Origin of the sequence: Paenibacillus sp. LPE1-1-1.1 (assembly GCF_040676435.1) — a bacterium.
Lineage (GTDB): Bacteria > Bacillota > Bacilli > Paenibacillales > Paenibacillaceae > Pristimantibacillus.
The window spans coordinates 480,674-507,654 of sequence record NZ_JBEGHY010000034.1; the positions used below are offsets into that span (position 1 = coordinate 480,674).

Genomic DNA, 26,981 nt, shown 5'->3' on the forward strand with positions numbered 1-26,981 from the left:
CATAAATTATAGGACAGGGAGGCGGCGTTGTTCATGAGCAATAACGAGATTCGTAATATTTATTGTATTGGCCGCAACTATAAGCTTCACGCATTGGAGCTCGGCAATGAGGTTCCTGAGGAGCCGCTTGTGTTCACGAAGCCGTCTCACGCCGTCGTTCCGATGGCCGGAAATGTCGTTGCGCTTCCGGGGAATGTGGGCGAGGTGCATTTTGAGCTGGAAATCGTGCTGCGTATCGGCCGGGCTTACGAGTCGGGCATCGATACGGAGCAATGCATTGACGGCATGGCGCTTGGGCTGGACTTAACGCTTCGCGATGTGCAGTCTAAGCTGAAGGCAAAAGGCCAGCCGTGGCTTGCCGCAAAAGGCTTCAAAAGCTCAGCTCCGCTCGGCGAATGGCTGCCATATCCGGGTGCGGCTGCGCTTGCGGAGACGGAGTTCGTGCTTCTGCGCAATGGAGAAGAAGCGCAGCGCGGCAAAGCGGGCGATATGCTGTTTGGCGTAGCAGAGCTGATTCAATACGTAGGCGAGAACTACGGACTAGGCGTCGGTGATATTCTGTATACGGGAACGCCGGCCGGCGTAGCGGCTTTGCATGAAGGCGATCAGCTGCAAGCGCAGTGGGCAGGCAAGCCTGTCGGCAGCTGCAGCGTTACGCTGGTGTAAATTAGGACCAAGCTTTCAGGCCTAAATAATGGTTACAAGAAGACAGCTCTTCCTTACTTGGAAGAGCTGTCTTTTTTATATGAGCATTTAATGTTCGGTAGCGTGACTGGTTGACTATGGGAGCGTGAGTGAATGCTGAAAGTGGTATGGATTAAGGATGAGGAAGAGCTGCTGCAGGAATGCGCTTGAGTTCGGCGCGGATATTGGCTGATGTGGTTGGACCTGTGATTGCCCTATTCGACCCAAAAGAGGGTGCCCCAGCAGCGTAGTCGCGGCTGAGACACCCTCTTTTTACGATGAAAACAGCTTATTTGCTGTTAAATGCACTAAGCATCCAAACATGTTTCTCAAGCGTGGTATGAATCGCCAACATCATGTCAGCTGTCGTTTCATCCTCAGCCTCCTGTGCGGCCGCCATGCCTTCCTTCAGCTCGCCGATAATTGTCGTGAAATCCGCGATTAATTGATCGACCATTTGAGTTGCATCCTCTTTATTGGATGCTTCCTCGATGCTGGAGGTTTTCAAATGCTCCTTCATCGTTGCGATAGGCTTGCCCTTCAAGGCAAGCAGACGCTCTGCGAGCTCATCAACGTGGAGTGCAGCCTCCTCATATAGCTCTTGAAATTTAACATGTAGAGTGAAAAACTGAGACCCCTTCACATACCAATGATAATTATGGAGTTTGATGTAAAGCAAGCTCCAGTTTGCGATTTGTTGGTTGAGGTGCTGTTGTACGGTTGTCGATTTTGTAGTTGTTGCTGTAGCCATATTAATCATCCTTTCTGATGGTAGTTTGCGCTATTAACAGGAAGTGAATACGGAATAAATAAGGAGAAAAACGTTCTTTTGATTTAGATCAATTCCTTATTTATAATTATTACAAATAACTTGTTCCTTGTCAATACTAATACACTCATTTGAGTGATGTGAAACAGGTGGAGGAACATGATGTGGAAAAAAATTATGGAGAAGTAGAAAAGCAGCGGCAGGAGCTTGGTAATAGAAGAGTCAGAGGTGGCCATTGTGTTCGAGTGAAAGAAAAAAGCGCATCGGCTGATTCAGTCGATGCGCTTTTATTATATACAGGTATATTAACTATTAATCGGATTAACGTTCCTTCGGAACTATATACCCCAATCTACACGCGCGCCAAGCTGAGCTACATTGTAGTTTGTGCAACAGAATCAATGGTTAGTCTCGCTTTCCGTAGCTACAGTGCAGTTTGTGCAATGGTTGGGCTCATCTAAGTAGCATTTGGCGCTAAAGGACCAATTAGAATGCCTAAACTGCAGTGCAGGCAAGAATTGGTGGATAGGAGTGAGCTTCTGTTGTATTTAATACATTGTAGCCTGTGTAGATTGGTTTGGGTCGATATTGGTTCTTTTCGATATGCCCCGATCTGACAGATTAGTCTAATCCACATCATCTACCTATTCAACCCAAACAACCCAAACAACCCAAACAACCCAAACAACCCAAACAACCCAAACAACCCAAACAACCCAAACAACCCAAACAACCCAAACAACCCAAACAACCCACGCGCCAAGCTGAGCTACATTGTAGTTTGTGCAACAGAATCAGTGGTTAGTCTCACTTTCCCTAGCTACAGTGCAGTTTATGCAATGGATAGGCTCTTCTAAGCAGCTTATGGCGCTAGAAGGACCAATTAGAATGCCTAAACTGCAGTGTAGACTATGAAATGAGAGTTCGGCTTAGCTTCCTGTTGTACTTTATACACTGTACGGCTGTGCTGAGCTGGCAAGTAGGAGAGGGGAAGCTAGGCTATGCATCTGATGCTCAAATCCATGGCTCCGCTACTCAAAGCCACGTTACTCCATATTGCTCAACGTGGTCACGCTCTCGTAGCCACGTTGCTCCACATTACTCAAAGTAGCTACGCTACTAGCTCGCGTTGCTTACCCTTGCGAGCGCGCAGCTGCTTCCTCGAGGGATGCTTTCGCATTTGCTTTCGCATTTGCTTTCGCATTTGCTTTCGCATTTGCTTTCGCATTTGCTTCTGCTTCCGCTTCTGCATCGGCGAGCATAAAGATCGTGAGAATAAACATCGCATGCGACCAAGTGAGCGGTACGACCCATGCGGTTTCGCCGGTATTTTTGTCTACTTGCTCAGGCAGCAGGCCGGATTCGGTACGATGATCGACGGCCCACTTGAGCAATTGCTTCGCATCATCAAGGCTTCCCGTTTGAATGCGATAATGTGCGAGCCATAACGTCGTAAGAATCCACGGATTGCCGCCAATATAAATATCATCTTCATAACGCTTGATACCGCCAACGCCAGGCACAGTCAGTGCGGCTTCTACGGCATCGGCTGTGCTGCGCATATAAGGGTGTTCAGCAGGTACGGCTCCAAACGGCACGGAGATGCCCAGCAGGCTGATATCGAGTACGTTGTCGTGGTTGATGATGTGTTTTTGGTAGCCTTTATTGCCTTCCTTAACATAGCCGGTTCCGCCGTCCGCAAGGGCTTGCACGTATTTGCTTGAATGAACGGTGAGTTCTACGCCACGGTAAAAGCTGCCGCCTGCTTCATTCCAGCATAGCTCCTTAATGGCTGCTGAAATCCGCTCTGCCGCAGCCGTCCATTCGGCAGCAAGCTCCTGCTTTCCTGCTAGCTCGGCAAAGCTCGCAGCCGCCGTTAAGCCGCCGTATACAGCAGCGGAAGAGTAGGTGTGCGAAGCTTCGCGTTCCTCCCATAAATCAATGCTTGGTTTAGGCAAGCCGTTATCCGAATTGATGAAGCTAATGAGGAAGGAAGCGCCTTTCTCGACTGCAGGCCAAACCTGCTCCGCGAACTTCCCGTCCTTCTTCTCTAAGTAATGCTGCCACATTCCCCAAAGAATCGATGCGCCTTCATCGATTTGAAGTCCCCAAGACGGAGCAAGGCTGCCGTCGTGATAGTGGCGCTGCTGCCATGAGCCGTCAGGAGATTGCGCTGTGAGCGTCCATGCATAAAAGCTGTCGGACAAAACGCCAAGGCCTGCTCTATCAAGCGCAGTTGTAATGAATGCGGCATCTCGGCCCCAACAGAACGAATATCCCCCGCAGCGGACAAAGTTTTCATCAAATTCCGGAGCTGCGATGATGCTGCCGGTTTGCTCGTCGGCCATCAGCTTGAACATAAGCAGGGAGCGATCATACAACTCCGAGATCTCAGGATCCTCCAGAGGGCATGGCGCAGCCGCTGCCAGGAATTCATGCCAATAAGCCGTGGTTTCCGCGATCCATGCGGAGCTTTCCTTTTCTTTCGCCGCACGCATTTGCCGCAAAACGCTTTGTTCGTCATATCCGGCTGTCAGGTAGACGGGAACGGTTACGGAATCTCCTGCCGCAAGCGAATCAATCTGCCATTTTAAAGCCCCGTCCGGCTTCATATCGATATTGTTGCCATTCAATTGGCCGCTCTGTACCGACTCCCATGTAAGGCCTGATTGATAACCAGTGCATACGTTTGCACTCGAAAGCGCAAAATAATACTTATGGCGAAAATGAACCAATGCGTCGTCGTCAGCGGCAAACAACGTGGTGTTGTACAGCTGGTTTTCGCTAACAAGGAAGGAGGAATGAACGATAAACGAAAAGGAAACGGGCTTATCGCTTGTATTCGTAAAGGTATATTCACGTACTATCGTATCTTGGCCGGGAACCGCAAGATGCAAGCTGTTTACTTGAAGAGGCTGCTGATCAGAACGGGCATTCACCCGGAAAATATTCGTTTTGGACACATATTCAGCCGTATGCTTCCAGCCGTCTGCCTCTTCATCAAACCAAGAAATAGGTGTTTGCCCGAATTGAATGCCGGTGCGAATGGCATCCACATGCTGAGGCAGATCAATATTCGGCCACCACAGGCGATACATTTTGCCTGTGCGGCCAAGCGATGCAAGAAATTTGGAATTGCCGATAATAGCATCTACTAAATAAGGTTTTTTATCCGACATGAGGTCAGCTCCTTTTGGAAATGTTCTGTATGGATGACTCGCGAACAATTAGCCTGTGCGGTATAATCATTCGGTTCTGATGCACGCTCTCTTCCTGAATGAATCGGATAAGCATTTGCGAAGCCGTATAGCCGAGCTGATACGTTCCGATATCGATGGAGCTGATCGGAGGCGTTGCAAGCTCAGATAAAGCGATGTTATTGAAGCTGACAATGCTTAAATCGTCCGGAACCTTGTAGCCAAGCTCAGTCAGGCCGCGCAGTACGCCGAATCCGACAACGTCATCGATGACGATGAGGCCGCTAGGCCGCTCGGGCAAGCTCATCATGAAGGACATCGCGCGATAGCCGCTTTGTTGAAGAAATTCGCCTTCCACGATCCATTCCGATCGGACAGGTAAGCCGGCTTCGCGCATCGCCCGGCGGTAACCCTCCATCCGGTCATGTGCAACGGTAAGCGTTGGCGGACCGCTGACGAATCCGATTCTTTCATGGCCTTGCAAAATTAAATGCTGAGTCGCGTCATAGGCGGCCAGCTCATTATCATTGTCGACGGATAAAATATTGGGACGATCTTCGGTCCGGCCGATCAATACGGTAGGGAAGTTATGTTTATTCAGCAGGTCGATTAAAGGGTCATTTACCCGCGAGGACAACAAAATCACGCCGTCTACCCGGCGTCCGAATACAAGCCGCGATACCGTTTCCATTTCATCGCTTGGAGATGTGGCAGCCGTCAGCAGCATATCATAGCCCGCTCTAGTCGATTGCGTTAGTATGCCGCGAAGCAATTCGCCAAAGAAAAAATCCTGGAAAAGCTCTTCGGCAGGGCGGGGCAGCATTATGGCCAGCGTCTGGGTTGTTTTTGATACAAGGCTCTTCGCCATCACGTTTGGATGGTAGCCCATTTCTTCCATAAACCGTTTAACCTTCTGCGTAGTTGCCTTACTAATACGAGGGTGATTGGAAACGACCCTGGAAACCGTAGAAGGCGACACTCCGGCAGCTTTTGCAATATCTTTAATGGTTACCATAGTAAGCCCTTCCCCCATTGCGCAATCATGCGTGCTTTATATGCTTCATCCTAATGCAATTGTTGCCTAAAAGTAAATATATATCTAAAGAAAGCGTTTCACAAATCATAAAAAACTGAATGAGAAAGAGAAAATCAGAGAAAAGCGAAGATAACGCATTATTTGTTCTGATTATTGAACTGTGCAAACGTTTTAACAAATGGCCTGCCTTGTTGTATGATGAAGCCACGAATAGAACGCTTTCAAAGTTGTTCCATCAGATATGCAACGCGAAAAACGGTAAAAATACCGATTGCGGAGCATTTTTTATCGCAGCTTGTACAAACGTTTGCGCAACGCGTGGTTTAGCAGCTGTTTCAAGTGAAGCAAGCCGCTGCGCAGCGTCAATCAAATGGTTTGTACGAGGATATAGCTGCTGTAAAAGATCTTGAGGGGCCGATTGAACGCGACGATTCAGTAAAGGCATGGAACACATTATGGAGGGGGATCACCTAGCATGAAAAAGTGGTTTGTAATGTCATTGATTGTTGCCTTATTTATCGTATCCGCATGCGGCGGCTCTAACAACGGCGGGAAAACAGGAAATGCAGCTGACGCAACAAATGCTCCTGCAAGCACGAACGACGCAGCAGGGAACGCAAATGAAGGAGCGGCAGATTCCGAAGAGATAACACCAGAGGAAGGCGCATCCTTGCTCGTATGGGAAAGTAAAGAAGAGCGTCCTTTTGTTGAAGCGATTTCAAAAGAATTTACCGAAAAATACGGCATTGAAGTGAAATTCGAAGAGGTTGGCGCAGCTGACCAAGTAACGAAGCTGACGACTGACGGTCCTGCAGGACTAGGCGCAGACGTTGTCGTTTTCCCTCATGATAACTTAGGCAGAGCTGTAACGGCCGGCCTTGTATTGCCAAACGATTTCTATGAAGAGCAAGCGAAAACAGCAAACTCCGAAATCGCTGTAAACGCGGTTACTTATGACGGCACGCTTTACGGCTACCCGCGCTCGATCGAAACCTATGCTTTGTTCTACAACAAAGCATTGATCAAAGAAGCTCCAAAAACATTTGAAGAAGTCGTAGCTTTCGCAAAAACGTACAATGATGTTCCAAACAACAAATTTGCTTTGATGTGGGAAGTAGGCAACTTCTACTTTAACTATCCGTTTATCTCCACTGGCGGTTACGTATACGGTGAGAACGGTCAAAACAAAGACGATATCGGCTTGAACACAGAAGGCGCAATCAGCGGATTGAAATACTACGGTTCCCTGAAAGACAGCATTCTGCCGCTTAACTCCGGCGATATTACGTATGACATCAAAAAAGGCATGTTCACAGGCGGAACATTGGCTATGGATATTAACGGTCCATGGACCATCGCGGATTACAAAAACGCTGGCATTGATTTCGGCGTAGCTCCAATCCCAAGCATCAACGGTCAACCGGCTTCTTCTTTCTCCGGCGTAAAAGCTTGGTATGTCAACCAATTCTCGAAATACCCGAATGCAGCCCGTTTGTTCGCTAACTTTGCTTCCACAAAGGCTGCTCAATTGAAAGACTTTGAATTGACAGGCGCTATTCCGGCTAATACCGAAGCAACAAGTGATCCAGCCGTGCAAGGAAACGATATCGTAAAAGGTTTCGTTGAGCAATTTAACCAATCGACGCCGATGCCTTCTATTCCTGAAATGGGCAACGTATGGAGCCCGATTGCAGCAGCGTTCTCCGATGTGTGGAACTCTGGCAAAGACGCAAAAGAAGCGCTTGATAACGCGGTTCAACAAATCAAAGACGCCAATAACGGCGCAGAAGCAAAATAATAAGAGAATCGGGTGCCGCCCGCCGAATCTGATTCGGCGGGTGAACCGATTTCATTAATCCGCAGCTTTTCAGGCGCATGGCGGCTTAAAGCGTTTTTTACATGAAAGGAAGGGAGCCAGGCGGGATGAATCGTCATCGCAGCACTGCGGCTATATTGTCGTTACTCGTAATGGGTCTTGGTCAATTGTATAACCGCCAGTTTATTAAAGGCATCATCATGCTCGTTGTCGAAGCGGCAGCGCTTATGTATTTTATTCCGAACTTAGGAAGAGCCATTTGGGGGATTGTAACGCTCGGCGATAAAACGCAAGGGCTGGAGAAAATCGGTAAGATCAGTGTGCGCGTGGACGGAGATCATTCGATCTTTCTGTTAATCAGCGGTTTGATTACTTTATTTCTATTCATTCTTTTTATCATTATCTACATTATGAATATCCGCGATGCCTATCGGAACGGCAAGCAGAGAGATGAAGGCGTGCTTCCGGCAAGCTTCAGGCAAACATTGGCTTATGTGACGGATCGCAATTTCCCGCATTTGATGCTGACCTTGCCGGCGCTCGGCGTTTTGTTTTTAACGATCATGCCGATTATCTTTATGATTATGCTTGCTTTCACCAACTACGCGTCGCCTGATCATATCCCGCCGGCTAAGCTGGTGGACTGGGTAGGCTTCCAAACGTTCGCGAACCTCCTTACGCTTAAAACATGGAGCCATACCTTCTTTGGCGTATTCACATGGACGATTATTTGGGCGATTATCGCAACGGTAACGACTTATTTCGGCGGATTGCTGGTTGCTCTGCTCATCGAGCAGAAAGGCATTCGCTTCAAAAAATTATGGCGGACGCTTTTCATTATTCCCTATGCGATTCCGCAGCTTATTTCCTTGCTCGTCATGAGAAATTTGTTCAACGGGCAGTTTGGTCCGATCAATCAATATTTAGGTTACTTTGGCATGGGTAAGCTTCCATGGCTCACGGATCCGTTCTGGGCGAAGGTGACCGTAATTTTAGTCAATATGTGGGTTGGCATACCGGTATCCATGGTGCTTATTCTTGGTGTATTAACGGCTATTCCGAAGGATTTGTACGAAGCGGCCGACGTAGACGGAGCGACAGGCATCCAGAAGTTCCGGATCATTACGATTCCATTCGTGCTGTTCTCCACGGCGCCGATTCTCATTACGCAATTCGCAGGCAACATTAATAACTTTAACGTCATTTTCTTGCTTACGAACGGCGACCCGGTAAAAGGCGATTATCAATTTGCCGGCAGCACCGATTTGCTCGTAACGTGGCTGTATAAGCTCACGCTGAACAACAGCCAATACAATATGGCCTCGGCTATCGGCATTATCATATTTATCGTTGTCGCTTCATTCTCGATTTACAACTATCGCCGTTCGCGGTCATTCAAAGAGGAGGATATGATTCAATGAAAATGGGACGCAAAACCGCAAATGTTGTCCGTTTGACGTTAAGCTACCTGCTGCTCCTTGCGATAGCAATCTGTGCGATCTATCCGGCCCTTTGGGTGCTGCTTTCGTCGCTCCGCCCGGGAACCTCGTTATTTAGCACGAGCCTGATTCCCGAGTCCTTTACGCTCGTGCATTACAAGGAATTGTTCACGAACCCCAGCTTCCGTTATGGGGTTTGGTACTTGAATACGCTGAAAATCGCGACGTTAACGATGATCTTCTCCACGATTCTTGTCACGCTCAGTATGTATGCCTTATCGCGTTTCCGCTTCCGCGGTCGTAAAATGACATTGACGTTAATGCTCGTCCTTGGCATGTTCCCGGGCTTTATGAGCATGATCGCCATCTTCATTTTCTTGCTGCAGCTAAATCTGCTGGATACGCACGCAGCTTTAATTATCGTATATTCCGCAGGGGCGGTGCTTGGCGGCTTCGTCGTCAAAGGCTTCTACGATACGATTCCGCGGAGCTTGGATGAAGCGGCCCGAATCGACGGCGCTTCGCATTTGCAGGTTTTCGTGAAAATCATGCTTCCGCTTTCGCGTCCGATGCTGACCTATGTGGCGCTGACGACGTTTGCGGGTTCATGGGTTGATTTTATTTTTGCCAGATTGGTGCTGCGCAGCAAAGACAACTGGACGCTTGCCGTCGGGATGTGGGACCTGGTTAACTCTTATCAAAATAGTAACTTTACGCTATTTGCCGCCGGTGCGGTCTTGATTGCCATTCCGATTACTTTGCTGTTCGTCTTCCTGCAGCGCTTCCTGGTGCAAGGGCTGATGTCCGGCGCATCGAAAGGGTAACAGGATGAAGGACAAACGTTTGCGCCATGCGGGAGCTGTTCTATTATGCTCGCTGCTGCTAGCCATACTCGCCGCTTGCTCATCGGAGAATGCGAATGACGGCGGGCTGCCGGCCAATAAACCAAGTAATGAAACCATCGAGCCTGCGGGGAACAGCGCGGGCGAGCCGGCAGCTGCTGCTTATTCGGTAGATGAACAGCCGGGAAAGGTTTATTATGAGATCTTTGTCCGTTCCTTCTACGATACGAATGGGGACGGAATCGGCGATCTGAACGGCGTAACCGCTAAGCTCGATTATTTAAAGGAGCTCGGAATCGGCGGCATTTGGCTGATGCCGATTAATGCTTCGCCCAGCTACCACGGCTATGACACAACCGATTATTACGCCGTCAATCCGGAGTATGGCACGCTTGATGATTTGAAAAAGCTGCTTGAAGAAGCGCATAAACGCGATATCAAAATCATTATGGATCTCGTCGTGAACCATACGAGCAAGGATCATCCTTGGTTTAAGGAAGCTTTGGCAGACGAGGATAGCCCTTACCGCAGCTGGTATACTTTTGCGGAGCCTGACGAGAAGGTAAGGGCGGATGGCGCAGTGGGCGGCGACCCATGGCATAGTTTTGGCAGCCTCAACTATTTAGGCGTCTTTTGGGAAGGCATGCCGGATCTTAATTTTGACGAGCCTAAGGTTCGGGAGGAAATGATCAAGATCGGCCAATATTGGCTGGAGCAGGGGCTCGACGGCTTCCGGCTGGACGCGGCTAAGCATATTTACGGCGATTTCGCTTCTACGGCGAGCACGCCTGAAATTCAGGCGAAGAACAAGGCGTGGTGGCAGGAGTTCCGTACCGGCATGGCCCAGGTGAAGCCGGATGCCTACTTGATTGGCGAGGTCTGGGATTCGCTGACCGTTATTGCGCCTTATTTTGATCAAGCGTTAAATTCGGCTTTCCACTTCGATCTTGCCGGACGCTTGCTCAGCGCGGCGGACAAGGAACAGGATGCGGATCTAGCGTTTTCGCTTGGACGCGCTTACGGCGTTTACGAGAAGTCTTCCGGCGGGAATTTCGTAGACGCGCCTTTCCTCAGCAACCACGACCAAAATCGCGTGATGACCGTACTAAACGGCAATCTCGACCATGCCAAAATGGCAGCGGCGATGCTGCTGACGCTTCCGGGCACGCCATACCTTTATTACGGCGAGGAGCTTGGCATGAAAGGCGCCAAGCCGGATGAGTATATTCGGGAACCGATGTCGTGGTACGCTTCTCCAGGCGGGGGCGAGGGCCAGACGACTTGGGAAAAGCCGCGCTATAATCCCGACCCGGGTACCGTATCGGTCGAAGCACAGACGCAGGATGAGCTGTCGATGCTGAATCATTATCGCGAGCTGATCAAATGGCGGAACGAGGAAGCGGCTTTAAGAGACGGCGGCATTGCCGAGTTTAAGCTGACGCCTGCTAATCCTAAGCTTAGCGTGTATGTTCGGGCTGTTGCCGATGAGAGAGTACTCGTCGTACACAATTTATCAGGCGAGCAGCAAGCAACGGATCTGCAGCCGTCTGAAGTATTTGGCAGCTTCAAGGAGCTCGCTCGCGCAACGGGCAGCGGGGCGAAGCTTGAAAGCGGAAAGCTGACGCTGCCTCCTTACAGCACCGTGATTTTAAAGTAATACCGAAAGAGGGAATTGCACAAAACGTGCAGTTCCCTCTTTTTGTTGCGGGCTGCTACTGCTTGCGGTAGGTGTTCGGCGATACGCCAAGCTGCTTTTTAAACGCCTTGGAGAAGGAAAATAGATCGGGGTAACCGACGGATTGCGCGATTTCCGCCAGCTTGTAATCCGTTTGCTTCATCAGCAGGGTCGCTTCGTTCATCCGAAGCTGCTGTACGAATTTCATGGGCGACAAGCCGAAGGCTTTGTTGAAGGTTTTGGAAAAATGGGTACGGTCAATGCCTACGTATTCCGCTACGCTTTCGATTGTTATTCCGTCAGCGTAATGAATCTCGAGGTAGTCCTTGGCTTTTTGAAGCCAGCTGCCTGCCGAGGCAGGAGTGCCGTGAGGGATTTTGCTCTCGGAGAGCGTATCGAACAGCTGATGGAAAATAGCCAGCCGCGACAAGTCGGAGGGAGGCTTTTCCTTATTGGAGACAAGATTGAAAAACTGCTCCATCAAAGCGAGCGCGTCTGCGGTCAATCCGTTTGGCAGATGCGGACGGTAGGGGCCAAGTCCGATTCGGTCGAGAAGCTGCAGCGCAAGCTTGCCGTCGAAGGCGAAAAAAGCTTTTCGCAGCAAAGCATGCTCCATTGTGTAATATTCATGCGTTACCTGCGGGAACAGGCAGAACAGATCGTTTTTGCGAAGCGTATACGTTTGGCCTCCCTGGATAAAGATGCCTTCCCCTTCAAGCACCATGATTAAGTAATAGTAGGGAGTAATTCTTGGACCGATATGATAGCCCGTTTTTGCTATATTGGCGCCGAGCCTAATCGGCCAGGCCGGACCTGCTTTCTCGAAGGCTGACGGTGTGAAGTAGTGAATCTCAAGCTGCTCGTGGTGATCCTCTTTCATGTGGTTAAACAGAATGGCCACCCCTTTTTGCCATTGGTTTTGGTGAATCTTGCTTATGAAACAATTCAATTCTCTAACATGAAACCACAAAATGACAAATAACTCAAGCAACGAAATGACATTGACGCTAGAAGGATTGATTGCTATTATTCAAATAACAAATTAATCCGATAAAAATTGTCGGTTATTTACCGGTCAACTGGTGATACGAAGCGTAAAGGGGACAACAGAAATGGGCAAACAGGCAAAAGTGGAATTTGGATGGTTTATTCCGACAAACGGAGATGGCCGCTATATTGGCGTTAAGGCAGAACGGGAGCCGTCGCAGCAATATTTTGTCGAGGTTGCGCAAGCAGCGGAGGAAGCAGGGTACGAGTTCGCGCTAATTCCGGCGGGCGGGGATTGCTGGGACGGATGGATCGTCGGTTCGTGGGTCGCATCCGCAACGAAGAAGCTAAAGCCGCTTATCGCGATGAGACCGGGGCTTATTTCTCCGGTATTGGCGGCGCGAATGGCATCCACGCTGGACCGCATGTCCGGAGGCCGGGCGCTGATCAATGTCGTTACCGGCCATTATCCGGCAGACCTAAAAGCAACCGGAGATCCGCTGCACGGCAGCCACGACGAGCGTTATGAACGGACAAAAGAATTTCTGGAAGTGGTCAAAGGCGTATGGCAGCAGCCGGCAGGCGAAGGTGAGGGCTTTAACTTCGCCGGGAAGCACTACGAGGTAGAAGGCGGCGTAAGCAAGCCGGCAACGGTTCAGGAGCCGCATCCTCCGCTGTATTTTGGCGGAAGCTCGGTGGCAGGCAAGCGCGTTGCGGCAGAAACCGCCGATGTTTACTTAATGTGGACAGAGCCGCTGGATTGGATTCAAGGCCAGATTGCCGAGATGGAAACCTATCTTGCCGAGCTGAAGGAAGAGAAGGGTATTGAAAGAGAGCTTCGGTACGGCATTAGAGCTCAAGTTGTCGTGCGCGAAACCGAGGAAGAGGCATGGGCGGCTGCATGGAACATTTTGAGCAAGGCGGATCCGGAGCAGCTGAAGGCCAAGGAAAAGCTGCACAACAAGACGGATGCGACGAATCAGAAGCGTCAAATGGACTTGTTTAGCCAATCGAAAGAGCAGGACTACGTGATTGGGCCTAATCTTTGGTCAGGCTTGTCGGCCATTCGCGGCGGCGGGGCGGTAACCTTTGTCGGTACGCCGGAGCAGGTATCGGACCGGTTCATCGAGTTTATCGATGCCGGCGTAACCTCCTTTATTTTATCAGGCTACCCGCATCTAGAAGAGGCGAAAATATCAGGCGAGCTGCTGCCGCTCGTTAAGCAGAAGCTGGCCGCAAAGGGAATAACTATTTAATCATTGGGGGTATGAATATGAATCGATTACGCAAACCGCATTTAGCGCTGCTGGCGCTTACGATGATATTAAGCGTTGTGCTTTCGGCCTGCGGGTCAAGCAATTCCAATACGAACGCAACCGGAAATAAGACAGGGGAAGGAGCAGCGGAAGGCAGCTCTGGCGATAAACCTGTGACGATCAGCTTTATTCATTGGCGCGGCGAGGATGCCGCAGTGCTGGACGGCATCATTAAAAAGTTTGAGGAAGAAAACAAAAACATCAAGGTAGAAACGCAGGTGTTTCCATCTGATCAATATCAATCGACAGCCCAAGCGAAGCTGCTGGACGGATCTGTAGGCGACGTGTTCGCTTCCTTTCCTGGCGCTCAGTTTGAAGCCATCGCGAAAGCAGGCTTGTTCTCCGATTTGAGCGGCTCCTCCTTCGTGGACAATTTCACGCCGTCTTTGATTGAATCGGGCCAAAAGGATGGCAAACAGCTGGCGGTTCCGTACCAGCTCGTTTATAACATTCCGATCTATAACGTAAAGCTGTTTGAAAAATACGGTATCGACGTTCCGAAGGATTGGGACGGATTCCTTGCGGCGGCCGAGAAGCTGAAGCAGGAAGGGATTGTGCCGATCGCCTTCCCGGGCGCGGATATCGGTCCAGGGCAATTCATGAATCCGATGGTGATGAATAACGCGCCGGATGAGGAGATTTTTACGAAGCTTGAAGCTGGCGAAGCAAAGCTTACCGACGAGTGGTGGGTTAAGACGCTTTCCCAGTTCAAGGAATTGAACGATAAGGGCTACTTCCAGAAGGATGCGCTTGGGACGAAGGGCGATGCGGCCGGCGCGTTGTTCGTGCAGGAGAAAGCAGCGATTCTAGCGACGGGCTCTTACCAGCTGGTAGGCAATAAGAAAAACAATCCGGAGCTTCAGCAAGGCTTGCTTGCGCCGATAACGGTGGCAGCTGACCAAGTGGTGTTCGAAGGGATTCATACGACGACGTTCATGCTTGCCGTGAACAGCAAGTCGAAGCACCCGGAGGAAGCGAAGAAGTTTATAGAATTTCTAAGCCGTAAGGATATTGCCGGCGAGTATGCCAATGGCACAGGCCAGAACGTAACGATTAAGGATGTCGCGTATACAAGCGATGAACTGAAGGCCGTAGCGGAATGGACAGCGAAGAAAACACGTTTTCAGCCACGCTTCACAATAAAACACGCTGAGGTTCAAAAAGCGGTCACCAGCTCGATTCAAGCCGTGTTAGGCGGAACGGAGCCGGCGAAGGCAGCGGCAGACGCGCAAGCGATCGTGGACCAGCAGATAGGAAAATAAGCAGATGAAAAAGTATGCGAAGCTGTTACCGTTTTTTGTGCCCGGCATTGCGCTGTATCTCGCACTATTCATCTATCCGACGGTAACGGGTTTCTATTACTCCTTAACGGATTGGGACGGCTTATCGCCGTCCTATCAGTTTGTCGGTGCGGATAACTATGCCAATGTAGCCAAGGATATTATTTTTCGAAAATCGATCGTGAACAATATAAAGTTTATGGTTGCTGTCGTTATCGTGCAGACGGTTGTCTCGCTGCTGCTCGCGCTTCAGTTGTCGAAGCAAACGAAGGTTAATGTCGCGCTGCGCTCGCTGTATTTTGTGCCAACCATTTTGTCGTCGGTTTCGGTCGGGTTTATTTGGACCTTCGTCTATGATCCGTCGCTGGGGCTGTTAAATGGCTTGTTTGAGACGGTGGGACTGACTTCTTGGACGCAGAACTGGCTGGGCGATTCGGGGATTGCGATTTTCTCGATTGCGGCGGTTCAGGCATGGGCCCACATTGGGCAAATGATCATTTTGTTCGTCGCGGGACTGCAGGCGATACCGGAAGAACTCGTTGAATCGGCCAAGCTGGACGGGGCGACAAAGCTGCAGCTGTTTTTGCGCGTCATATGGCCGCTTCTGGCACCAGCAGCTGCGATTGTCGTGTCCTATACGACGATTCAGTCGTTTAAGGCTTTTGATCTCGTGTTTACGATGACCGGCGGCGGACCGGCGTATTCCACCGAGATTTTATCGACTTATATTTATAACTCCGCATTCATGAATTATACGTTTGGCAAAGCGTCAACGGCATCCGTGTATTTCCTTGTGCTTATTTCGTTTATAACGTTTCTTCAATTCCGCGCGCTTCGGACGGACCGCGTATCCTACTAGTATGCAGGCAGGTGAATTCATGTGGTTCTAAAATGGTTAGGCAGGTCCATGCTGCTGCTCTTCGCAGCCGTTATTCTCGTCCCGCTGCTCATCGTGTTATTTACGTCATTAAAGACAACGCCGCAGTTTTATGCGAATCCGCTAGGGCTGCCGGATGCCTTGTCATTCCACAACTTTAAGGCGCTGTTTGACGGGCAGCCGATGTGGGGATATTTTCGCAACAGCATTGTCGTTACGCTGGCAGTGGTAGGTCTCGAGCTTCTCCTTGCCGGGTTCATCGGTTACGGCATTATGCGTTCGGGGCGCCGTGTAGGTGCCGCCGTATTTGGCTTATTTGCAGTTGGCCTGATGGTGCCGTCGCAGGTCAATATGATTCCTATCTACACTTTTGTGCAAAAGCTGGGCTGGAGCAATTCGCTCACGGGCTTAATCATCGTGTCCGCCTCCGTGCTGCTGCCTCTGTCCGTATTTATGCTATCCGGTTTTATGAAAACCTTGCCTAAGGAAATTTTGGAGGCAGGCGAGATCGACGGCGCCGGCGAATGGACGCTGCTCGCGCGTATTGCGCTTCCGCTCAGCGCGCCGTACCTTGCGGCAACCGCTGCCTTTTTGTTCGTCATCGTATGGAATGACCTGCTGTTCCCGATGCTGCTTCTGAACGGAAAAGATAAGCTGACGCTGCCGCTCGCCATGCTGCAATTCCGCGGCGAATATATTACGGACTACCCCGTGCTGCTTGCCGGAGTCGTGGTGACGGCGCTGCCGATGATCGCGTTGTTTATTTTCCTCCAGCGTTATTTCATATCCGGCGCACTTGCAGGCTCATTGAAGGGTTAGATTACAATTAGTCGAAGTCGCGGATCGCTTTCAATTGATTGTAGGCGATCATCCCCATCAAGAGCATAGCGGCGCCGCTTGCCGCAATAATGACGGCCGGACCGTAAAGATCGGACAGCGTCGAGAAGACGGCTAAGCCGACTGGCGGGGCAACGCTGGTTAAAGCGCCAACTAGCCCGAACACTCTGCCCTGCATGGATGGCTCGATCGCTACCCGCAGCACGATAAAAATGATCGTCGTACTGAAGGAGAAGAGGAAGCCGACAAGCAGGATAAGCGGAAGCGCGGCGGCGGCCGCAGTCATAAACGAAATGGCAATGAATAACGGCCCCATCAGGATCATACTCCCTATGATCCATTTTCCTCTGCTTTTCAGCTTTGTATCCAGTCTCATAATCAGAATAGAGCCGATCACGTAGCCTAGCGGAATACAGGCTTCCATTAGCCCGAAAATGAAAGGTTTTGCCTGCCAGACCTGTACGGCCATGACCTGAATGAGCATGAAGGTGGATAGAAAGAAGAACATGACAAGCGGAAGCAGCATAACGGCCGCTTTGGCGAATGGCTCATTCCACACGTACCGGAAGCCGGCTGTGAGATCCTCCTTGAAGGAAGTTTTAGATATTGCCGTGTCCTTGGGCGCTTTATAAGGAAATTTGCCCGCAAAGAGCAGTAACAAGCCGGAGAGCAGGAAGGTTGCAGCGTCGATCGCTATCGCAAAAGCGCCGCCGAATGCAGCAACGGCAATGCCGCCTAACGCAAAGCCGGAAATGCGGATAATGTTGTCTGAGATGCTGATTGCGCCTACAGCTTGCGTCAGCTGTTCTTTACCGACGATTTCAATGAGGGAGGCTTGAAAAGCCGGCGTTCGAAACACACCGGTAAATGCGACAAGCCCAGTAAGCAGGACGATAAAGACAAACGGAATATGCGGCAAAAAAATGAGCAGGGCAATCGCTGCTACAAGCACGAAGCGGATAATATCCGTTATCCACATAAGGGTGCGACGGTCCATGCGATCCGCAACCGTGCCTGCGAACGAGCCGAAGAGCATGCTGATGACAAGATGAGTGATAAGGACGACCGACATGAGTTTGGCGCTGCCGGTTGTTTGAAGCACCCAAAGGTTCAATGCAATGCTGTGGAACGTATTGCCAAGCAGCGATAAGCTATAGCTGGAGAAAACCGCTAGAAACGTTCGGTTTCGCCATAAGGATACTCCTTGGCTGCCCGGCTGCCGGACCGGATTCGGCGTCTTGCTTTGGGATTCTTTAGCCAATTCAAGCATGTGTCAGCCTCCTAAATGATAGTATGGAACAACAATATAAATCCTCGCTAACCAACTCCGTTGGCAGTCTCCCTTAAACCGTCATCCATCGACCTGGAATTGTTAACTTAAACGTTTAAGTTAGTGTAGAAAAAGCAGATCGAAATCTGCTAATCGAACACCGTCACCGTCATCGTCATTAACTGAAAATTTGAAACGGCATTAATCATTAATGGCTTTTACTAAGATATAGCTGCTTTCCGGCCCTTTCTTTGAATGATCCAGCAGCTGCAGCATCAGCTGAAAAGCAGCCTCGGGCTTGCGATCGCCATAAGCTATGCGGCCAGCGGAGAAAGGGAGGATCTCGGGACAGCCTGCCGAGCAAATGACGGTTAAATTCGCAGGGTCCACATATTTGGCAGCCGAAATGGCTGCAAACTCGTTCAGTATAATCCCTTTTTTATGTGCGTGATTTCTCAGAAACAGCTCTAGTGCTTGTTCATTCTGCATAATATGAATACAATCGGGTTCCAATTTCGAAGCAAAGGCAATATGCTCCACGAGCTCTTTGTTATTGAAATTATCAATGATTACATACTCGAATGGAACGGAGGCGGAAGCCTGGGCTGCCATGAAAGCATCAAGATAATCATAGTTCACCTTATAAAATAAGGCATCGTCGATGATGCTGTCTACCACGATGAGCGGTACGCCAACCGAAAAATGGCTTGAAATCAGGTGGAAATTTTCCGTTTTGACATCGACTACGAAGACGCCGTCAAGCTTGCGTTCCGAGATGATATCGAGCTTTGGACTCGCGGCATCGAGGCCGAATAAAACGACGTGGTAGCCGTAGCCCGTGAGCAGCTGCTCCAGCCGGTTAATCCATTGCGAATAACGGAGCTGCCTCCAAAAGCCTTCGTTTTCTGCGCGGTTGATCAGAATGCCGATCAAGCCGGATTTTTGTTTCACCAGCGATCGTGCGGCCAGATTAGGCACATAATTTAATTGCTTGGCGGCATCGAGTACGCGGGATCTCGTCTCGTCGGGAATGGTTTGCTTGACGACGTTATTGAGTACGTAGCTGACCGTAGCGACAGAGACGTCTGCCATCTTTGCTATATCCTTAAGCGTAGCTTTTTTAATGAGAAAACAGCTCCTCCATTAATCTATGCGGCTTAGTAAGCTAACAGCGATTCAATTGCGGCAGGCACTGCAGCCAAAAGCACGATGACTAGCTTAAACGTTTAAGTTATTATCACACAGGACAGGCTTCTTTGTCTAGAGACAATCGGAGCGTTGAGGAATCAGGCGAGGAGTTATCCGAGCTCAGCATGAGACAGTGAAATAGTGGGACTTTTCCCCACTTTTTTAAGACGCATGCCCAAGAGCTGAGCCCTAGAGGAATGGTACTATAACCGTATAATCAAGCGAAAGGCGTGAGGGCATTGTCGTTAAAAAAACATGCGGAAAATGTATGGAACGAGATGAAGCGGGATTATGCCGGTAATTGGGGAATGGACATTCACAAGTGGGATTGGGTTCCGGGCGTAGGCGTCATCGGTTTGCTGGACTATTACGAAACGATCGGCGATCCGGCTATTATAAGTTTTTTGGTCGAATGGGCGGCGCGCAACAAAATGACAACGGAGGCAGAGCTCGTCATTAACGCGATCGCCCCGTTTGCGATTTTCCCCGCCTTGTACCAGGTGTCGGGAGATAACGGCTTCAAGGAAGAGGCTGCGCGTGTCGCTAAGTGGCTGATGGAGGAAGCGCCGCGCACAAGAGAGCAGGCATTCGAGCATACGGTGACCGAGAATGTGGAATTCTCCGAGCAGGTATGGGCGGATACGGTATTTATGGCCGTGCTTTTTTTAGCGAGGACGGCATCATTGCTCGAAAATGAAGCCTATGCGCAGGAAGCGCAGAAGCAGATGCTTCTTCACTTGACGTTGCTTGAGGACAGAGAGAGCGGCGTCCTGTTCCACGGCTGGAACTGCAGTACGGCGGACCATATGTCCGCCGCACGCTGGACGAGGGCGAATGCCTGGATTGCTGCCGGCGTGCCGATGATATTGAAGGAAATTGCACCGCTCGTGCAGGTATCGGAGGAGCTGCTGGCGCGATACCGCCGCTTGATGGATGGACTTGTGCGGTTTCAGCGCGAGGACGGCTTGTGGAGTACGGTGCTGGATCAGCCGGATTATTACCGCGAAGTGTCCGGAAGCGCAGGCATCGCATACGGGCTGTGGAAAGCGGTCGATGGCGGCTGGCTGCTGCCGGAGCAGCGCTATGAGACAGCCGCTCGACGTGCGCTGAAGGCGATTATTTCTAATATAGGCGAAGACGGCATTGTGGCAGGCGTATCGGGAGGAACTCCGGTAATGGAGAGCGTTGAGGCGTATAATGCCATTCCGACCTATCCGACGCTTTACGGGCAAGGATTAGTGCTGATGCTTCTATCGGAAGCACTGTGGAGAGGGGAATCGTCCCATGAATAGAGAACAGCTGCAGGAAAGCATCCGGAGGAAAACGGCGGTGTATGACGAGACGCTGCAGCTTATCCGAACGCCGCTGACGGCTACCTACCATACGGCGCTGAAGAGCAGCGAACACCCCGAGGTCTATGCGCTGCTTGCAGCAGCCGGCTACGCTTACGACTTGCTTGAATCGGGGGAGGCCGAACATATTGCGAGAGCCAATGGGATTTTAGAGCGGGTGGTCCCGCTGCAGGACCGGAATCCGTCCTCCGACACCTACGGCATCTGGCCTTATTTCTTCGAGGAGCCGCTTGATCAAATGGACCGGCCCGACTGGAACATGGCTGATTTTCACGGCAAACGGCTTATCCTTATATTGATGAAGCATAGGGAGCGTCTGCGGGCGGAGCTGGCGGAGCAGATCGAAGCGGCGATTTCCCATGCATGCCGGGCGATCATTATACGCAACGTCGGTCCGCATTACACGAATATTGCGATTATGGGCGCGTTCGTCACGCTGGTTGGCGGCGAGCTTTTGCAGGTAGACGAATATAAAGAGTACGGCTTAGCGCGCATGAAACGGTTTTATGATTTTACGTTCGGAATCGGCACGTTTTCGGAATATAACAGCCCTTGTTATACGCCGATTGCGATCCGCGAGCTGCACAGCATTGCCGTCTTCTCGGCGTCTGCCGAGGCAGTTGCTTACGCGAATGAGCTGATCGAGCTCGCTTGGAAAATGGCCGGTGAGCATTTTCATGCCGGAACGGGAGAGTGGAGCGGGCCGCACAGCCGGACGTACAGCACGCTGCTGCAGCCGGATGACCGCAAGTTTCTGTACGAAGCGCTTCTCGAGGAAAGCTTCGAATTCGGAGAAAACATCCGTTGTCCGAAGGCGTACCGCGGATTATTTCAAACGGCTCAAACCCGCTATCTGACGGAAGCGACGCTGATGGAGGCGGACACCGGCTATCAGGTCTATGCTACGCTATTCCAGAATAAACGCTTGTCTCTGGGCACATTCAGCAAAGGCGTCATGTGGAATCAGCGGCGGAACATGCTCGCTTATGTGAATGTCGAAGGAGAGCCGGTATACGTTCAGCTTCAATTTCTGAAGGACGGCGGTGATTTCTGCTCGGCGATGTTCGCTGGCGTACAAGCGCGCACGAACGTGCTGTTCGGTTTTAATTTACTGACGGATAACGGAGCTTGGCATTCGGATCTGGATCAAATCAACGGCAGATTCCGGTCAAGCGATCTAAGGATTCGTTTGAAAATCGGCGGCGTGACGACTGGGCTGCCATTGCCGGAGAAACAAGAGGGCAAAGCATGGCAGCTGCGGCTGGGCGAGGCTTGGCTGGCGGTTAAGCTGCTGCATGAGCGCTCTGATTACGGGGAATTGGAGCTGCGCTGCGAACGAATGGATGACGCGATTCATGCGGATTATGTATTGTACAGCGGGGAGGAGCGCGAATTCGATTTTCATGCGGTTCAGGAATCGGTATGGCTGTTCCAGCTCGCGCTGAACGAGTCGGGGCAGCTGCCGGCCGCGCAGATCAGCCAAGTAGGGAACCTCGTCAAGGCTTCGGCCGAAATGGATGGCGAAACGGTTTCGGTCGCGCTGTCCATCGCCCCGGGACAAACAGCAGAGCGATACCGGAGCAACGAGGTAGGGCTTCCGAATGCTCGCTTGCGCTCGAAGCAGGCGTAGTGTCTTGGGGAAATATAGCATTAGACTGACCCGAAAAAGCGCAATGCGGCAGCCAGGGACGAGAAAGTCCTAGACTGCCGCTGTTTTATGGAAAGATCGTCCGTATCATTTCGTTCTTCTCGAGGAAAATCGAGAGGATTACGGCTTGCCTAATCGGAGCAACTAATCAGTAAAAGTAGTGAGAATCGAATCTAATGGTTCATGCCCGGAAGCAACCGCATTAACTTTGTCAACAAACTCCTTATTAATTAAATATTTCAGAGGTTGTTCGACAGTGTTGAAATATTTGAACGCCTCCCTAGCCATCTCGTCCCATTCCTGATAATAATTTAAATAATCATCTGCTTTGACTCTTGTGCGAGACGTACCTTCTTCAGGCACGCATTCAAAATCTTCATCATCACCCAGTATTCCATAATCACATGTTAATTGTTCGCCAAGTTTAATGTCTCTTGCAGCTAATTGAAATTCATAAGCTGTATCAATACAATTTGGTTGGAAACTGTGATTCACGTACCTTGAGTGATCCCAATGAAGAATATAGTTGCCGTTATTTTCTTGATAAGTGTATTTAAACACCATCTCCCTTCGAAGTTCATCGAGGGAATCTACATAATCCTCATCAAGGATCATATCTAAATCATCCGAAATCCAAACGATCGTTCCCTTAGGGATGAATTTCGTTGCAAATACACCGATACCTACCTCTTCACTTACAAATCGAAGTTCTGTATCTGGATGAATCATGTTTTTAGTTCACCCTTCCTCTTATCAGTATCATAATACGATATGTGGCGGTTTTCAGATTGTCACTTTGCTTAGGGAACAATATGATACTGAAAGGGCTGCCGTTTGGCAGCCCTTTACTTCACTAACGGATGTTGAACAGAAGCACCGCATGGCGTGGTTTACAATTAGTTTATTAGCGCTTTCATGCGTGTCTTTGCATGAATTGACATAACATAACCTGCCAAGTAAGATGGAACAATAACGTATTAGCAAGGATGAAACCTGGCCTTTTTACTATTTCTTGAAAAATTGTAGTTTTATCATTTCATAGGTATTGGGGTGATTCCGTATGGCCAGCATTAAAGAAATTGCCAAGTTGGCGAACGTATCCCAGGGAACAGCCTCTATCGTGCTGAATGGAAAAGGGAAGCAGTATCGGATATCGGAGGCCACTCAGCAAAAGATATACGAAGCAGCCAGAAATCTTAATTATCAGCCTAATATTTCAGCAAGACGCCTTAGAAGCGGAGGTGAAATCGTACTGCCCATTATCGCGCTTTTTTGGGCATTAGATACAAGAACGATGCTGATCAGCCGCTTCCTTAAAGGAATGCAGGAAAAGCTGCAAACGATCGAAGGCGATTATGAATTGCTTATTCAGCCTTATGTGGGCACGAAGTTGAGTGAAGTTCGCAGCCTGGTTACCGGAACGAGATTTAACGGCGCCATTATTGCGAATGCGACGGAGGAGGACGAGGCTTTCCTGGAAGAGGCGCAATTGAATGTTCCCATTGTCCTCTACCAGCGAGGCTCGGATAAATATTGCTCGGTCAATGTCGACAGCTATTATACAGGGGAGACCGTGGCACGGCTGTTTGAAGGCAATGGGCATCGGACGGTGGGTACGATTGTTCCGAATGTTTCCTCTAAGGCGATTAGTCTGCGCAAAGAAGGTTTTTTGTCAGAAGCCTTGAAGCAGGGCTTAACGGCTAAAGAAGAGCACATCATTTACTCGGATTTTTCGGAGCAGGGCGGATATGAAGCGATTAAACGGCTATATCAACAAGATCAAGAGTTACCCTCGGCATTATTTGTCATAAGCGATCAGATGGCGGTCGGGGCGTTGGCTGCGCTGAATGAGCTTGGCAAAAATGTTCCCGGCGATATCGAGGTTGTCGGGTATGACGATGATGAAGTTACTCAGTTTACGATCCCTTCTCTAACAACGGTGCATTTGCCCGTTGAGGAAATGGCAGCCGAATGTGTCAGGCTGCTTATGGACTTGATGCACCATAAACGGATAGAGCCGACTTCCAGCATGCTTGATACGCGCATCGTCATTCGTCAATCCTGCGGCAATGGGCGAACAAGCTAAGTGAATCCATTTTAAATTTGAGGTGAGCGTTCAACGGATAATCCCGTTGGCCGTTCACCTTTTATATTTTCAAAACGGAGGGACTTTAGCCTCGAAAAAACGGTTGACATGTAAGCGTTTTTAAAATATATTAATTGCAATAACGTATTAGCATAACGTATTAGCAAAACGTATTAGCAGTTATGGGGTGTAAGGTATGGCCAGCATAAAAGAGATAGCGAAGCTTGCGGATGTGTCTCAAGGAACCGCTTCGATGGTGCTGGGTGGAAAGGGCGACCACTATCGAATTTCTGCTGTTACGCAGCAGAAAATCGTAGAGGCGGCAAAGCAGCTTAATTACCAGCCGAATATTTCAGCGAGGCGTCTGCGCAGCGGGGGCGAAACGGTTCTTCCGATCATCGCGCTATTCTGGTCACTGGATGTTCGAACAGCACTCATCAATCGGTTTTTGCATGGACTGCAGCGTGCATTTCATTCTCTGGATCAAGAGTATGAGCTTCTTATCCAGCCTTACGTGGGCAATAAGCTATGTGAGGTGAACAGCTTGCTTACGGGAACGAGGTACAACGGGGCGATTATTGCGAACCCGACCGAGCTGGATGAACAATTTTTGGAGGATGCTAATCTTCTCGTTCCAATTGTGCTGTACCAGCGCAGCTCGGACAAATACTCGAGCGTGAAGGTAGACAGCTTTAAAACAGGGCAGGAGGTAGCGCAGCTCTTTGCAAGCAGAAAGCATCTTAAAGTGGGCGTCTTGGTGCCGGATGTTTCCTCGAATGCGATTCAGCTTAGATTGCAAGGTTTTACGGACAAGGTGAAAGAGCTGGGGCTTGAACTATCCGAGCAGCATGCGTTGTATGCAGACTTCTCGGAGAAGGGCGGTTACGATGCGATCCATCGGCTGCTGGTGAGGGGAGAAAAGCTTCCGACGGCCATGTTCGCGATTAGCGATCAAATGGCAGTAGGAGCTTTGAAAGCGCTTCACGAGTCTGGGAGAAAAGTACCGGATGAGATGGAGATTGTTGGTTACGATGATGACGCGATTACGAAATTTACCATTCCTGCCTTATCTACCGTTCATCTTCCCGTTGAGGAAATGGCCGAAGCCTGCGTTAACCTTCTTAGTGATTTAATGCTGTATCGCTCGCATGAACCTATCAGTAAATTATTCGAGTCTTGTTTGATTTTACGCAGCTCTTGCGGCGGATCTGAATAGTAAGCGTTTCCATAGTGTCAGATCGATTGGAATTGACTTGTGAACGCTTCAACAAACATAACTCGCCTACATCTGATGAAGCGTTTTAAGTATATATCATAAATATTTGGGAGGTTCTTGTATGAAATTCAAAAGGGTGTCAGCCATACTCGCATCAGCAGCTTTAATCACGACGTTGTTTACAGCATGTTCAAGCAATGGAAATGAGCAGCAAGGAAGCGCAAGCAGTACAGCGGGCAATTCGAACACTCCAATCAAAATCGACTATTGGGGCGGGTGGACGGGACCCGATCTGGAAACGATGAAGGGGCTCGTTGATAAGTTCAATGCCGAACAAAGCGGCATCCAGGTTGAATTCACTTCGATGCAGTGGACGCCGTTATTTGCCAAGTTCCTAACCGAGATGAAAGGCGGAGAACCGCCGGATGTTCTTGCGATGCACCCTTTTGAGATCGGACAATTTTCCGAGATGGGCGTACTCGATAACAAGCAGATTGAAGCGGCCAAGCTGAATAAGCCGGATTACTCCGAATTCGCATGGGGCGGTACATTCTACAAGGATACGCAGTATGCGGTGCCGCTTGATGTACACATGCACGGCCTTTATTATAACAAAGCATCATTCGAAAAAGCAGGCTTAACCGCCGCTCCTCAAACGGGAGAAGAGCTGATCGAGATGGCGCAAAAGCTGACGATTGACAGCAATGGCAAACATCCGAACGAAAGCGGATTTGATGAGAACAACATTGTGCAGTACGGTCTAGGCTTTAATATGAACCATCATATTTTCTATCAAGCCTATGCGTTGATTAATCAGCAAGGCGGCAATCCATTCCATGAGAGCATGGATAAGCTGGAACTTGACGAAGAGAAGACGGCTAAGGCGTTTGGCTTCCTGCAGGATCTCGTCTTCAAATACAAAGTCGTTCCTAAAGGGGAAAAATCGCCAGTGGATGATTTCACTACATCCAAAGTGGCTATGATTTTTGACGGTCCATGGCAAATGCCGAAGCTTGAAGCATCCGGCTTGCAATGGGGAAGCGCGCCGTATCCTCAGGTGTTTGATAAGAAAGCAGCATGGGGTGCTGCGGAAGTTCTGACATTCCCGGTTAACAAAAAAGGAAGCGCAGAGGAAAAAGAGGCTTCCATTTCATTCGTCAAATGGCTCGATGCCAATTCGGCGGACTGGGCGAAATCCGGACAGCTGCCATCGAACAATGCAGGCATGGAATCGGCTAAGGGTCTTGTTGGACGCGAGGCGTTTATCGCCAGCTTGGACAATGCCGTACTGCTGCCTGCGCACCCGCAATCGGCGCAGCTGTTCTCGAGCACAGCACCGAGCCCGATCCTGACAGCCGCGCAGGATGCGATTCTGAATAATAAAGACCCGCATGAAATTTCCAAGCAGCTGATGAAGGACATGAATGCGATATTAGCAGACCAATAAAAATGGTTACAGGCGGATA

Annotated in this window: 22 protein-coding genes; 15 read left to right on the top strand and 7 right to left on the bottom strand. The window is 49.9% G+C overall.

Annotation, left to right across the window (positions count from 1 at the left end):
• The first annotated feature begins 33 nt into the window (after positions 1-33).
• The gene (locus MRBLPE1_RS25270; RefSeq protein ID WP_364150788.1) at positions 34-666 is read left to right on the top strand and encodes a fumarylacetoacetate hydrolase family protein; all 633 of its coding nucleotides are present in this window, start codon (positions 34-36) and stop codon (positions 664-666) included.
• 307 nt (positions 667-973) lie between these two features.
• Here MRBLPE1_RS25270 and MRBLPE1_RS25275 read toward each other — a convergent pair whose 3' ends face one another.
• On the bottom strand, positions 974-1,435 hold the full coding sequence (locus MRBLPE1_RS25275) for a Dps family protein (RefSeq protein WP_364150791.1): 462 nt from the start codon (positions 1,433-1,435) through the stop codon (positions 974-976).
• A gap of 182 nt (positions 1,436-1,617) precedes the next feature.
• Between MRBLPE1_RS25275 and MRBLPE1_RS25280 the strand changes: the two genes are divergently transcribed.
• Entirely contained in the window at positions 1,618-1,914 is a 297-nt protein-coding gene (locus MRBLPE1_RS25280; RefSeq protein ID WP_364150794.1) for a hypothetical protein, read from the top strand.
• Positions 1,915-2,586: 672 nt separating this feature from the next.
• Here the strand turns inward: MRBLPE1_RS25280 and MRBLPE1_RS25285 are convergent.
• Both MRBLPE1_RS25285 and MRBLPE1_RS25290 read right to left on the bottom strand, forming a co-directional pair.
• Positions 2,587-4,632, bottom strand: coding sequence for a glycoside hydrolase family 15 protein (locus tag MRBLPE1_RS25285; protein WP_364150796.1), 2,046 nt, complete (start codon positions 4,630-4,632; stop codon positions 2,587-2,589).
• A 4-nt stretch (positions 4,633-4,636) separates the two neighbouring features.
• Entirely contained in the window at positions 4,637-5,665 is a 1,029-nt protein-coding gene (locus MRBLPE1_RS25290) for a LacI family DNA-binding transcriptional regulator (RefSeq protein ID WP_364150799.1), read from the bottom strand.
• A gap of 496 nt (positions 5,666-6,161) precedes the next feature.
• Here MRBLPE1_RS25290 and MRBLPE1_RS25295 point away from each other — a divergent pair, with 496 nt between their 5' ends.
• The 4 genes from MRBLPE1_RS25295 (at position 6,162) to MRBLPE1_RS25310 (ending at position 11,440) form a co-directional block, all read left to right on the top strand.
• Positions 6,162-7,484, top strand: a complete 1,323-nt coding sequence (locus tag MRBLPE1_RS25295; protein ID WP_364150802.1) for a maltose ABC transporter substrate-binding protein — start codon at positions 6,162-6,164, stop codon at positions 7,482-7,484.
• Positions 7,485-7,609: 125 nt separating this feature from the next.
• Positions 7,610-8,923, top strand: coding sequence for a carbohydrate ABC transporter permease (locus tag MRBLPE1_RS25300; protein WP_364150805.1), 1,314 nt, complete (start codon positions 7,610-7,612; stop codon positions 8,921-8,923).
• A gap of 2 nt (positions 8,924-8,925) precedes the next feature.
• Positions 8,926-9,765: a sugar ABC transporter permease gene (locus MRBLPE1_RS25305; protein ID WP_364151513.1), complete on the top strand. Its 840-nt coding sequence runs from the start codon at positions 8,926-8,928 to the stop codon at positions 9,763-9,765.
• 4 nt (positions 9,766-9,769) lie between these two features.
• A complete protein-coding gene (locus MRBLPE1_RS25310; protein ID WP_364150808.1) occupies positions 9,770-11,440 on the top strand; it encodes an alpha-amylase family glycosyl hydrolase in 1,671 nt (556 codons plus the stop codon).
• A gap of 55 nt (positions 11,441-11,495) precedes the next feature.
• Here MRBLPE1_RS25310 and MRBLPE1_RS25315 read toward each other — a convergent pair whose 3' ends face one another.
• Positions 11,496-12,359 carry a helix-turn-helix transcriptional regulator gene (locus tag MRBLPE1_RS25315; RefSeq protein ID WP_364150811.1) on the bottom strand — a complete coding sequence of 288 codons (864 nt, stop codon included), beginning with the start codon at positions 12,357-12,359 and terminating at the stop codon, positions 11,496-11,498.
• A gap of 211 nt (positions 12,360-12,570) precedes the next feature.
• On the opposite strand from MRBLPE1_RS25315, the gene MRBLPE1_RS25320 reads away from it, so the two are divergent.
• Genes MRBLPE1_RS25320 through MRBLPE1_RS25335 form a run of 4 tightly spaced genes read left to right on the top strand, consistent with a single transcriptional unit; the run spans position 12,571 to position 16,737 of the window.
• On the top strand, positions 12,571-13,701 hold the full coding sequence (locus tag MRBLPE1_RS25320) for an LLM class flavin-dependent oxidoreductase (RefSeq protein ID WP_364150814.1): 1,131 nt from the start codon (positions 12,571-12,573) through the stop codon (positions 13,699-13,701).
• Positions 13,702-13,718: 17 nt separating this feature from the next.
• A complete protein-coding gene (locus tag MRBLPE1_RS25325; RefSeq protein WP_364150816.1) occupies positions 13,719-15,023 on the top strand; it encodes an ABC transporter substrate-binding protein in 1,305 nt (434 codons plus the stop codon).
• Between the two features lie 4 nt (positions 15,024-15,027).
• Entirely contained in the window at positions 15,028-15,900 is an 873-nt protein-coding gene (locus MRBLPE1_RS25330) for a carbohydrate ABC transporter permease (protein WP_364150819.1), read from the top strand.
• A 21-nt stretch (positions 15,901-15,921) separates the two neighbouring features.
• On the top strand, positions 15,922-16,737 hold the full coding sequence (locus MRBLPE1_RS25335; RefSeq protein WP_364150821.1) for a carbohydrate ABC transporter permease: 816 nt from the start codon (positions 15,922-15,924) through the stop codon (positions 16,735-16,737).
• A gap of 7 nt (positions 16,738-16,744) precedes the next feature.
• Here the strand turns inward: MRBLPE1_RS25335 and MRBLPE1_RS25340 are convergent, their stop codons facing one another.
• Together MRBLPE1_RS25340 and MRBLPE1_RS25345 are read right to left on the bottom strand one after the other, a co-directional pair.
• Positions 16,745-18,025, bottom strand: coding sequence for an MFS transporter (locus MRBLPE1_RS25340; protein ID WP_364150824.1), 1,281 nt, complete (start codon positions 18,023-18,025; stop codon positions 16,745-16,747).
• A gap of 201 nt (positions 18,026-18,226) precedes the next feature.
• A complete protein-coding gene (locus MRBLPE1_RS25345; RefSeq protein WP_364151515.1) occupies positions 18,227-19,150 on the bottom strand; it encodes a LacI family DNA-binding transcriptional regulator in 924 nt (307 codons plus the stop codon).
• Positions 19,151-19,452: 302 nt separating this feature from the next.
• Here MRBLPE1_RS25345 and MRBLPE1_RS25350 point away from each other — a divergent pair, with 302 nt between their 5' ends.
• Entirely contained in the window at positions 19,453-20,505 is a 1,053-nt protein-coding gene (locus MRBLPE1_RS25350; protein ID WP_414698920.1) for a glycoside hydrolase family 88/105 protein, read from the top strand.
• The gene (locus MRBLPE1_RS25355) at positions 20,498-22,195 is read left to right on the top strand and encodes a hypothetical protein (protein ID WP_364150828.1); all 1,698 of its coding nucleotides are present in this window, start codon (positions 20,498-20,500) and stop codon (positions 22,193-22,195) included. Before MRBLPE1_RS25350 ends, MRBLPE1_RS25355 begins: the two co-directional genes overlap by 8 nt.
• 162 nt (positions 22,196-22,357) lie before the next feature.
• Here MRBLPE1_RS25355 and MRBLPE1_RS25360 read toward each other — a convergent pair whose 3' ends face one another.
• On the bottom strand, positions 22,358-22,942 hold the full coding sequence (locus MRBLPE1_RS25360; RefSeq protein WP_364150831.1) for an SET domain-containing protein: 585 nt from the start codon (positions 22,940-22,942) through the stop codon (positions 22,358-22,360).
• A 331-nt stretch (positions 22,943-23,273) separates the two neighbouring features.
• Here MRBLPE1_RS25360 and MRBLPE1_RS25365 point away from each other — a divergent pair, with 331 nt between their 5' ends.
• From MRBLPE1_RS25365 to MRBLPE1_RS25375, 3 genes are all read left to right on the top strand, one after another.
• Positions 23,274-24,299 carry a LacI family DNA-binding transcriptional regulator gene (locus tag MRBLPE1_RS25365; RefSeq protein WP_364150834.1) on the top strand — a complete coding sequence of 342 codons (1,026 nt, stop codon included), beginning with the start codon at positions 23,274-23,276 and terminating at the stop codon, positions 24,297-24,299.
• Between the two features lie 196 nt (positions 24,300-24,495).
• Positions 24,496-25,515: a LacI family DNA-binding transcriptional regulator gene (locus MRBLPE1_RS25370; protein ID WP_364150837.1), complete on the top strand. Its 1,020-nt coding sequence runs from the start codon at positions 24,496-24,498 to the stop codon at positions 25,513-25,515.
• A 121-nt stretch (positions 25,516-25,636) separates the two neighbouring features.
• Positions 25,637-26,962, top strand: a complete 1,326-nt coding sequence (locus MRBLPE1_RS25375) for an ABC transporter substrate-binding protein (protein ID WP_364150839.1) — start codon at positions 25,637-25,639, stop codon at positions 26,960-26,962.
• Positions 26,963-26,981 lie beyond the last annotated feature (19 nt).